An 8,657-nucleotide genomic window follows, 5' to 3' on the forward strand; every position below is an offset into this window, starting at 1 on the left:
TGCGATAACAGCTGCTTCTGGCCCGATGGCTGTTCCCAGCATTCCGCTCTCAAATTCGCCCAGTTGGTTGCTGGAGCCGATGAACAGCGAATTTACAGCAGAGACTCTGCCGCGCATGGCGTCTGGTGTCGCCAGTTGAATGAGTGAAGACCGGACGACAACACTGATGACGTCTGCTGCTCCTAAAACCATCAGGGCGGCGACTGAAATCCATGTGATGTGCGAAGCGCCGAACACGATGGTCGCGATTCCAAAAACGATCACGGAAACAAACATCGTAATTCCAGCGCGGCCCCCAAGTGGATGGCGGGACAGCCAGGCTGATGTAAAGAGCGCTCCAAGGGCGGGGGCTGCGCGCAGAAAGCCTAGCCCTATTGGTCCCACATGGAGAACGCTATCCGCATAGACGGGGAGCATGGCAGTGGCGCCGCCAAGAAGAACGGCAAAAAGATCCAGGGAAATTGCACCAAGAAGGTCGCGACGTCTGTTCAGAAAACCAAGGCCCGCAAATACAGAGGCGAACGTCACGGGTTCTTTTGATGCGACCTTATGGCGCAATTTCAGAGCCAGCGTTCCTAGAAATGCCAAGGCGAATCCAAGCGTCGCAAGGCTGTAGCAGATGACTGACCCAAGCCCGTAAAGTAGGCCGCCCAGGCTTGGCCCTACAATGGATGCCGTCATGAACAGCGAGGACATCAGGGCCTGTGCTCTAGGCAAAAGCTGAGGGGGGACGATTGCTGGAAGAAACGCCTGCTGGCACGGCATTTCGAAGCTGCGGAGCGTGCCGTAGAACGCTGCAAAAGCGTACACATAGGCCGGGGTCAGGCAATGCATGGCCGCGATGGCAGCAAGGGCGCCAGTGCTGAGCACTTCCAGAATCTGGCAGATCAGCACCACGCTACGACGATTAAAACGGTCCGCGACGTGTCCGGAAATGAATGTCAGGGGAACCATCGGTAGAAACTGTGCAAGGCCCAGATAGCCTAGCGATGAAACGCTATGGGTCAGGGCATACATCTGCCAGCCGATGGCAATTGTCAGCGTCGTCGCAGAAAGCTGGGAACAGATTCGGCTGATAATCAGTGGGCCGAGGCCGGGAAGGGCCCGTAATGCTGGTTCAATCATTCAGGCACATTAGTCACTTCCGGCGTGCAAGTTTATTGCAAAATTCCGAGCCGGAAGGCAGATGAGAGACATGAATGCTACATCCATACCCAAACCCGTAACGTACGCAACCGTCACCTGGGACCAGCTCCATCGTGATGCCCGTACTCTTGCTGCGACGCTCATGGAAAAGCACGGTCCGTTCCGCGGTATCGTGGCGATTACGCGTGGTGGCCTGATCCCTGCAGCTATTCTCGGCCGTGAAATGGGCTGCCGCCTGATCGAAAGCGTTTCTGTCATCAGCTACGCTGGTGAGGAAGGCACGCAGCATCAGCCAAAAGTTGTGAAAGCGCCAACCGCTGCCGGTGACGGTGAAGGCTTCCTGATCGTCGATGATCTGGTTGATTCCGGCATTACGGCCCAGTTCGTGCGGGAAATGCTGCCCAAGGCTGTTTTTGCCTGCCTGTATGCCAAGCCGGACGGAAAACCGCTGACCGACCACTATGTCACGGAAGTCGCTCAGGACACCTGGGTGCTGTTTCCGTGGGATACGGCACCACTTTTTGTGCCTCCGCTCGTAAGAAATGAAAAAGATTGAAAAAACCCTATTGCGTCCGGAACTTATACCACCTAAGTTCCGCCTCGGTTCGGGGCGTGGCGCAGCCTGGTAGCGCGCCTGTTTTGGGTACAGGAGGCCCCCGGTTCGAGTCCGGGCGCCCCGACCAGTCTTTGAGGTTTCTTTACTGCGCCCTTAGCTCAGTTGGATAGAGCAACAGCCTTCTAAGCTGTGGGTCGCTGGTTCGAATCCAGCAGGGCGCGCCATTTAGCGCCACTTTCGCCCTGCTGGGTTTGCAAAAGTTTGCAGATGGTTTGCAATGGCTATGGGTAGGTTCTCAAACCGTTCACATCAGCCGGCCGCGCGTAGCAGCAATCGAAACAATCTTAGACGTCTCGCGCATCTGATGGCGCTCCCAAACTTCCATTCCTGCGACAGCCACTTCCGTCCGTCTTGGCAGGTACGTGTCGATGATGCGCTGGCAGTAATCGATCGCATGTCCAGATATGGCAGCAATTTGCGGCGTCGTTGCTCCAGCTTCTGCCAGGCGAACAATTCCCGTCCTTCTCAGATCCCGACGCTGCCGGTGATTCGCGGTAAGTTCATCCTTAACCTGGTCTCGTGTCGCGCCACCTTTCAGCAGCTGACGCGCGTAAGCGTAGGCAAGCCGCTTCATGACGGCATCCCAAGCGCGGGCAAAATTTCGCGGTGCCCAGACTTTTCCGGTCGGGCTGGGGACAAGAAGCTTCTGCGTAGCTGGACCGATTCGGACGGCAATGACGTTTTCAGAAGAACGTTCAGCTTCAATATCTTTCAAGCGCTTCTTAATGTGCGGCTCCAAGCGCGCATGTACTGGAACGTCAATCAGTGCGCCGGTTTTCTCTTGTCGCAGTGCGATGAACATCCGGCCGCTGCGGATAGAGATACGGCTGTCATCCATGGTCAGCACGTCACCTGGTCTCTGCACGGTATAAAGCAGGAGAAGGTATGCCAGCTGAAGAGACGGGCGCGCGCGTTCCAGGAACGCATCTTCCATCTCATAGCTCCAGATCTCGCTACGCTTCGTCGTGTGCTGCCGTTTGAATCGTTCAGCCACGTTTGCATCAATGATTCCGGCATCCTTCGCACGGCCGAGAAGCATCTGGAGAAGAGAAAGAACCTGATCGGCCTTGCGCGGCGTTGCGCTCAATCTTTCTCGGATTGCCAGAACATCTTGTCTTGTGATGGCGCGGGCAGGGTGCAGACCCCAATCCTCGCGCATCTTGTCCAGGTAGTTCCGGTACAGGTTGCGCGTTCGGGGCGACAGGTTCCGGTAGGCTTCCGATTCAAGGTAATCGATAATCAATGCGCCAATGGTACCCGGATTAAGTCCGGCTGCCTGCAATGGCGACAGGTTTTCCAGAGAGGCAAGCGCTGCCTCTCTGTTATGGCCCAGAAATTTCCGAGTCTGTCGGTCGTAAAAATACTCAATGATGCTGCCGTCGGCGCGTGTCTTGCGCACGACGTTCAGCCCTGTTCTGCGTGAGCGTGGCACTCATATTCTCCGCAAGAGGTGATGAAAAGCCGGGCTTCGCAGGAACGGTGGCGCTGGTTGCAGCCGGCGCCACCACTCCAATTCCTGAATCCCGGTCCGCGTAGAGGTCCAGCAGTTTGCGGTCCCACGTCAAGCGTCCGCCTTTGCCGCCACGGATCCGTGGTGGAGGCCAGACGCCAAGTGAAACTTCCTGATTGAACGTGGTGATGCCAATTCCGACATAGGCGGCGGCCTGTTCGCGGGTAAGGAAGCGCGGCTCAATCATCCCCGTTCCTCCGCGTCCATGGCTGCGTCGATGGCAATGCGCCCGTCCACGAGATCGATGGGGAACGTCTTTTGATAAAGAGCGAACACCACATCTTTCCAGGCAGCCGGGTCACTCCCGTAAGTTCCGATCACTACATCCTGCTGGAAAATCCACTCCAGCCGCTCCGTATCCGTCCGGCCGCTCATGGGTTGTACTCCGGCGTAAGGGAGTTCGCGCAGTGCTTGCCAGCGTCTGTAGTAAAGAAATAGGAGCTGCCTTCTTCCCATCCTCTATCCGACTTCCGCATCAAGCCTTTCTCTACCAGTGAGCAAAGAACAGGATTGGTTTGGTCCGTGTAATAATAGTCCCTGAAGCCTGCCTTCATGACATCACCGCAGGTCGAGCCATGGGCGTGCAAGAGCACGTCGCGTTCCTTGGCTGTCAGTCCCAAAGCAACCTCGTCTGGAACGGGAAGGATGATGTCCTGATCCTTGCAGCGTCGGACTGTGATGTCAGCAAATGTGACGCCATCAACGTCCCTATGTACTTTGGAACGTACCTTGCTGGCCGAAGGCCCATACATAGTGCCTTCTTCATCCCACCAAGCCACGCGCACCGTCCAGGCCTTACGGATGCGCTCGGTCGGCGGTAGCCGCAGCCGGTTTGCAATTAGGTGGTCCCGGTTCTGTTTGTTGTTGAGCACAACAGGGCCAGCATTCCCATCGATCTGACCAAGCGGTGGCGCGGTGGCGATTGCTTCTGCGACAGATCGCAGGACAGCAAAGCGCTCCCACTTGCCAGTGTATTTGCCAGTCGCAACAGAATATCGACGCCTTGTCAGGTACTCGTCTTTCTCGATCACTGTAGCGCTGGTGTAATCGCCAGCCCATAAAAGCGGGTAAGCGTAACCTGCAAAATTAGGACGCCAGAACGTCAGGAATTTCCGGCGTGCCCATGCGGCGCGCAGATCCACGATCACGTACTGATCCGTATTCGTCCGCCCGCTCATGCCGGGTCTCCTGAATATTGCTCATTGATTGCGGTTTCAGCACCATCCATGAACTGATCGAAGTCGCGTCCTGAAGAACCAAAACCTAAAGCCGCGGCAACTTTACGTTTGTCGTTCTGCGCTGGCTGTTCGCCGCGTCCGTGACCCCAATCATAACCTTCTTCCCAAGAAGTCCGGCCTTCCATCACACCCCTCCCTCGCGTGTGAGGATGGCGCGGTCTAAGCGCTCGATTTCAGCGAGGATCAGAGCAGTCGCTTTCACTAGATCTCGGCGCTGCGTCGTCGGCTTCCACCACTCATCAGCCCACGGCCAAAGGCGCGGAACGTCCATTTGAGATCCATTCGAACGCAGTCTATCAGTCAGAAAGTAGGAAGATTCCGCGTAGCAGGTCGCCGCCGCGACAAGCTGCCCCGCTGAATGCTGGTCATCATGCGCTTCGGTCCATCCTTCCACGGACTTCTGACGCTCGCGTTCGGCTGCCACGTCTCGTAATGCAATCTCTGCTTCCAGCGCGGCGACGTTGGCGGGGCGGGTGTAGAGCGTGCGTGTTTCTGCCCCCGGGTATCCGTTTCTAACCTGATCTAATTCAACTAGATCGACGGCGTTCACCCATTCATCATCGGCGGTCAAACGCCATTGGTGTACTGCTCGACTGTCCTCCGCATCCTTCCGGCGCTGTTCTTCCGCACCGAGGAATGCAATCTCTTCAACTAGATCCTCAGCAGACTTGCGAGCATCGTCAGGATACATGCTCGCGTGGAGAAGCGTCGATATCTCCAGAATAATCATTTCCCGCGTCCGCATGTTCTGTTCCGTGTTCTGGGTCATTTCGCGGCTCCTTTCGGCGTGCTGCGCTTGATCTGGGCGAGTGTGTTGCGAATTGATCGGACGTCGCCTGGCGTGGATGAACTGAAGACGATCCCGCCTGACTCATGCGTCCACCTTAGATGGCCGCCATTGCTGCGTCCGGCCGTCCAGCCGAGGGCGGCGGCCTGCTTGCGCAGCTGTCGCATGTCTGAATGAAGTCCGTTCACGACAGATCCTCCGTGAACGTGGCAAAGCTGGTGGGACGCCACATGACCTGCTGCGCAGCCATATGCCGCCGCAGATCTGCGGCTTTGCGATCCAGAACTGCTTCATCTGGTATCCCCCAGACGGTTTCGGCGAGATTGAGAAGCGCGTTCCTGGAGAGATGCTCCAGGACATCAAGCGTCCCAAACGATCGTACAAAGTGATCAGCGCCAATAATCGTGCCGATGACCTCGCCTTTCCTGTAGGCCTCTTCATTAACCATCGCTGACGTTCGTTTAGCCGGCGCGATAACGGTCGCTTTGCGCTCCAGCACGGCAATGGCGATATCCTCGATCTCGACCTGTTCCAGGTGACGGAAGCCGCCGCCGCCATCTTTGCCGGTGATCTTGTCCATCAGATCGCGATCCATGTATGAGCCGCCAATCAGCAGCACGATCAGGGAAAGCATGAGCTGATTGGATGTTAGTGCGCCCTCATTCAATGCGACATGCAGAGCTGTCGTCATCTTCTCGGCTAGGAGAGTCTGCCCTGCCTTGGTGACGGGGATCTTGCTCATGCTGCGTCCTCGCTTTGCGTAGCGGGGCTAGCCAACGCCCATTCCGGCGTAAGAATGGGCTGCCATTCCTTCTCGTCCGTGACGGGCATCACCACCCCAATGAACTCGCTTCTCTGGTCAGGATCTCGCACCTGGAGCAGGTGCGGTGCCGTGGCCATGGTTCCGACAAGACGAAAGGATGTAACCGGCGCGCGTAAGCCTCGTGCGATCGCATCCGTGATGATCTTGACGGTGCGGGTAGTCATGAACCCTGGGTTATTCGGGGCGTTCTCAACCTTGGCTGGAACCACACGGCGCCATTCAGGAAATGGGCCGTCAATCAGATCAACTAGACCTCGATCAAGCGGCTCTTCCGTGATGTTGTAAGTCTCCCAATACAGGCGCCTCTCCCGGTCGGTGCTCTGCAAGGTGACATACATGGCTCTTGACTGCATGCAGGCAGAAAACAGACCTTTTCCTGTGCGGCGCTCCAGAATGAACTGCTCAAAATCAGGGCACTCTGTTGCGGTAAGAACTGCTGTCTCATGGTCATCCGGTGCAAGGTTAGGTCCGCATGCACTCAGAAGAACGTGTCCGTTGGTCGCGGTCGCAACTATGCGATCATTGTGCTTTTCGACCGAAACACCTTGCAGATAATACCGTCCTTCATCAGACGACATTGCGAAGTGTGCAAACGCCAGTGCACGGCAATCAAACGTGATTTTCATCATGCGATCTTTCTGTGTGCGGACACGGGGATCAGGCCTGCATCCTCAAACCTGCGGCGGCGTGTGGAGACCGTTGCGCTCGACACATTCAGCTTGCGGGAAATATCCATGGTCCCGACACCAGCCTTCATCATCTCCAGCATCTGCTGATGAAGCGGGCTCATCTTGGATGGGTCGCTGTTATGGGACGGCATGGGACGACCACCACGCGGCCTGCCTGTTGGCGGCGGATCTGAGCGATGGGGGCGACCGCCTTTTGTGGGGTCGGGCATCCGGATTGGCGCGTTAGGCGCAAATTCTGGTACGACCACCGACGCACTGACCATTTTCCCGGCATCGGGAGAAAGGCTTGCATCCGCCGGATAGATCGTCGCTGCCTCGATCGCGCAGTCAAACAGATTGTTCCAGACCTCCTGCACGGCTGCTTCCGGGATCTCGAAAAACTCTGCGATAGCAGGGGCTGCCTTGCCGCGGCGCAGTGACTGGAGAATGTCCACGATTGTTGCCGTCATAACGCCAACTCCGGTGTATGGCCTTCGTCCAGGCGTGCTTCACCGGGTCCGAACGGACGTGCCCAGGCGATGATGGTTCCACGTTGCTTGATGGCGACGGACGAACCTTTCTGCGCTGCCCAGGACAACGCATGCTTGCTGGCCATGAATTGCGAGTGGAAGCGGCTGACGATCGTGCCTTTGGCGTCGCAGATCCCGAAGCGGGGTTTCGTTGCTTGGGTCATCCCGCATTTTCCTTTGTGCAAGTGACGCGGCGAGAGCTGATCCATCTCTCAATTTCAGATTTCTCGTAAGCAAGCCTGCGTTCACTTAATTTGATAAAGGCCGGCCCTGTTCCTTCCTGCCTCATGGTCTGAAGAGTTCTACGACTGAGATTCAGGATTTTTGCTGCCTCGATCTCGTTGATGAGGTTCGACATATTCTCGCTCATGAGTGCCTCCGGAGAGGTGCGCCCATGGTGATGCCTCGCAGGCCCTGAACCTGCTTCCAGCAATGAGCAGCAAGGCGGGCGGCATCAATCTCGATGATCGGGGCAACCGTCACTGGACGACAATCCCGTTCAACAGGCTCCGGGAAATCAGGAACGCTTTCAGGAAGCAGGTTCAACGTCAGAAGACGGGACAAGCCAGCGGCAAAGTCTTCGGCGCAGCGCTCCCAGATCTGGGCCATGCGCTCGTCGCCAAGTCTGGCGTTACGGGCCGCAAGATTGCGCGTTCCGGTCAGACGGTCCTGTAGGCTCCGCGCCTGGTCGTGAACGTCTGGTTCAATGTTGTCCTGCAGGAAGCGATCAAAGCCGCTCTGAGTCCGTGTGTGCTGCAGGAGTGGGTGTCTGGACGACATGTGTTCTCTCCGTCGCATGAGGCGATGGAGAGAACATTAGGCATTGCTTAGTAAGCTCGTCAATAGGCATTGCCTACTATATTTACTAGGCAATGCTTTCAGGAAAAATAAAGACGCAAATAGAAGAACTTAGAAACTTTACAGCAACAAATTGACACCTATGAAAAAAAGTTTATGGAACGATTTGTGTTCAAATTATGGATTTCAGAAGTGAATCTTTTTCGCATGCCTGCGGCAATGCTGGCCGCTCTGTCTCTCGCTGGTTGTGCAAGTATTGTCAGCGGTAGCCACCAAGATATTTCAATTAACACTAGCCCTGAAGGCGCTAAATGTGCCCTCTATCGTGAAGGCGTTCAGGTCGGATACGTAAACTCTACGCCTGGAGTAGTTAGCGTAAGCCGTAAAGGCAGCGATCTGTGGGTTGGCTGTGTAAAAGATAACTACGATTTCTCAAATGCCAAGAATAGTTCTGATTTCAATGGTTGGGTCATTGGAAATCTTGGCTTCGGCGGAATCATCGGCGTTGTAGTCGATATGTCAACGGGCGCGTCCCACGCCT

General features: G+C 56.2%; 15 protein-coding genes and 2 tRNA genes. 5 read left to right on the forward strand and 12 right to left on the reverse strand.

The annotated features are described in order from the left end of the window. The coding region (locus OZD67_RS04120) for an MFS transporter (protein WP_274999721.1) at positions 1-1,125 on the reverse strand (1,125 nt) is incomplete at its 3' end. Positions 1,126-1,186: 61 nt separating this feature from the next. On the opposite strand from OZD67_RS04120, the gene gpt reads away from it, so the two are divergent. The 3 genes from gpt (at position 1,187) to OZD67_RS04135 (ending at position 1,926) form a co-directional block, all read left to right on the forward strand. Next, positions 1,187-1,702, forward strand: coding sequence for a xanthine phosphoribosyltransferase (gene gpt, locus OZD67_RS04125; RefSeq protein ID WP_046901358.1), 516 nt, complete (start codon positions 1,187-1,189; stop codon positions 1,700-1,702). Positions 1,703-1,752: 50 nt separating this feature from the next. Next, positions 1,753-1,829: transfer RNA gene (locus tag OZD67_RS04130), tRNA-Pro, on the forward strand. A 20-nt stretch (positions 1,830-1,849) separates the two neighbouring features. Continuing rightward, positions 1,850-1,926, forward strand: a tRNA-Arg gene (locus OZD67_RS04135). Positions 1,927-2,006: 80 nt separating this feature from the next. Here the strand turns inward: OZD67_RS04135 and OZD67_RS04140 are convergent. The 11 genes from OZD67_RS04140 to OZD67_RS06330 form a co-directional block, all read right to left on the reverse strand. Continuing rightward, positions 2,007-3,161, reverse strand: a complete 1,155-nt coding sequence (locus OZD67_RS04140) for a site-specific integrase (RefSeq protein WP_274999722.1) — start codon at positions 3,159-3,161, stop codon at positions 2,007-2,009. After that, a complete protein-coding gene (locus OZD67_RS04145; protein ID WP_203547545.1) occupies positions 3,127-3,459 on the reverse strand; it encodes a DNA-binding protein in 333 nt (110 codons plus the stop codon). Before OZD67_RS04145 ends, OZD67_RS04140 begins: the two co-directional genes overlap by 35 nt. Continuing rightward, a complete protein-coding gene (locus tag OZD67_RS04150; RefSeq protein WP_274999723.1) occupies positions 3,456-3,647 on the reverse strand; it encodes a hypothetical protein in 192 nt (63 codons plus the stop codon). Before OZD67_RS04150 ends, OZD67_RS04145 begins: the two co-directional genes overlap by 4 nt. Next, entirely contained in the window at positions 3,644-4,450 is an 807-nt protein-coding gene (locus tag OZD67_RS04155; protein WP_274999724.1) for a hypothetical protein, read from the reverse strand. Before OZD67_RS04155 ends, OZD67_RS04150 begins: the two co-directional genes overlap by 4 nt. After that, positions 4,447-4,635: a hypothetical protein gene (locus OZD67_RS04160; protein WP_274999725.1), complete on the reverse strand. Its 189-nt coding sequence runs from the start codon at positions 4,633-4,635 to the stop codon at positions 4,447-4,449. Before OZD67_RS04160 ends, OZD67_RS04155 begins: the two co-directional genes overlap by 4 nt. Then, entirely contained in the window at positions 4,635-5,279 is a 645-nt protein-coding gene (locus OZD67_RS04165; protein WP_274999726.1) for a hypothetical protein, read from the reverse strand. Before OZD67_RS04165 ends, OZD67_RS04160 begins: the two co-directional genes overlap by 1 nt. Positions 5,280-5,481: 202 nt before the next feature. Next, a complete protein-coding gene (locus OZD67_RS04170; RefSeq protein ID WP_274999727.1) occupies positions 5,482-6,039 on the reverse strand; it encodes a hypothetical protein in 558 nt (185 codons plus the stop codon). Then, positions 6,036-6,749: a DNA polymerase III subunit beta family protein gene (locus OZD67_RS04175; RefSeq protein WP_274999728.1), complete on the reverse strand. Its 714-nt coding sequence runs from the start codon at positions 6,747-6,749 to the stop codon at positions 6,036-6,038. Before OZD67_RS04175 ends, OZD67_RS04170 begins: the two co-directional genes overlap by 4 nt. Continuing rightward, a complete protein-coding gene (locus tag OZD67_RS04180) occupies positions 6,746-7,258 on the reverse strand; it encodes a helix-turn-helix domain-containing protein (RefSeq protein ID WP_274999729.1) in 513 nt (170 codons plus the stop codon). Before OZD67_RS04180 ends, OZD67_RS04175 begins: the two co-directional genes overlap by 4 nt. Further along, positions 7,255-7,527 (reverse strand): hypothetical protein, encoded by a 273-nt coding sequence (locus tag OZD67_RS04185; RefSeq protein WP_274999730.1) that lies wholly within the window; start codon positions 7,525-7,527, stop codon positions 7,255-7,257. The genes OZD67_RS04180 and OZD67_RS04185 overlap by 4 nt, the downstream gene beginning before the upstream one ends. Next, positions 7,479-7,688 (reverse strand): helix-turn-helix transcriptional regulator, encoded by a 210-nt coding sequence (locus OZD67_RS06330; protein ID WP_264649380.1) that lies wholly within the window; start codon positions 7,686-7,688, stop codon positions 7,479-7,481. Before OZD67_RS06330 ends, OZD67_RS04185 begins: the two co-directional genes overlap by 49 nt. 62 nt (positions 7,689-7,750) lie before the next feature. On the opposite strand from OZD67_RS06330, the gene OZD67_RS04190 reads away from it, so the two are divergent. Together OZD67_RS04190 and OZD67_RS04195 are read left to right on the forward strand one after the other, a co-directional pair. After that, positions 7,751-7,993: a hypothetical protein gene (locus tag OZD67_RS04190; protein WP_274999731.1), complete on the forward strand. Its 243-nt coding sequence runs from the start codon at positions 7,751-7,753 to the stop codon at positions 7,991-7,993. Between the two features lie 279 nt (positions 7,994-8,272). Continuing rightward, a partial coding sequence (locus tag OZD67_RS04195; protein WP_274999732.1) for a hypothetical protein occupies positions 8,273-8,657 on the forward strand: 385 nt, incomplete at its 3' end.

Source organism: Wolbachia endosymbiont of Drosophila nikananu (assembly GCF_028981865.1).
Lineage (GTDB): Bacteria > Pseudomonadota > Alphaproteobacteria > Rickettsiales > Anaplasmataceae > Wolbachia > Wolbachia pipientis_B.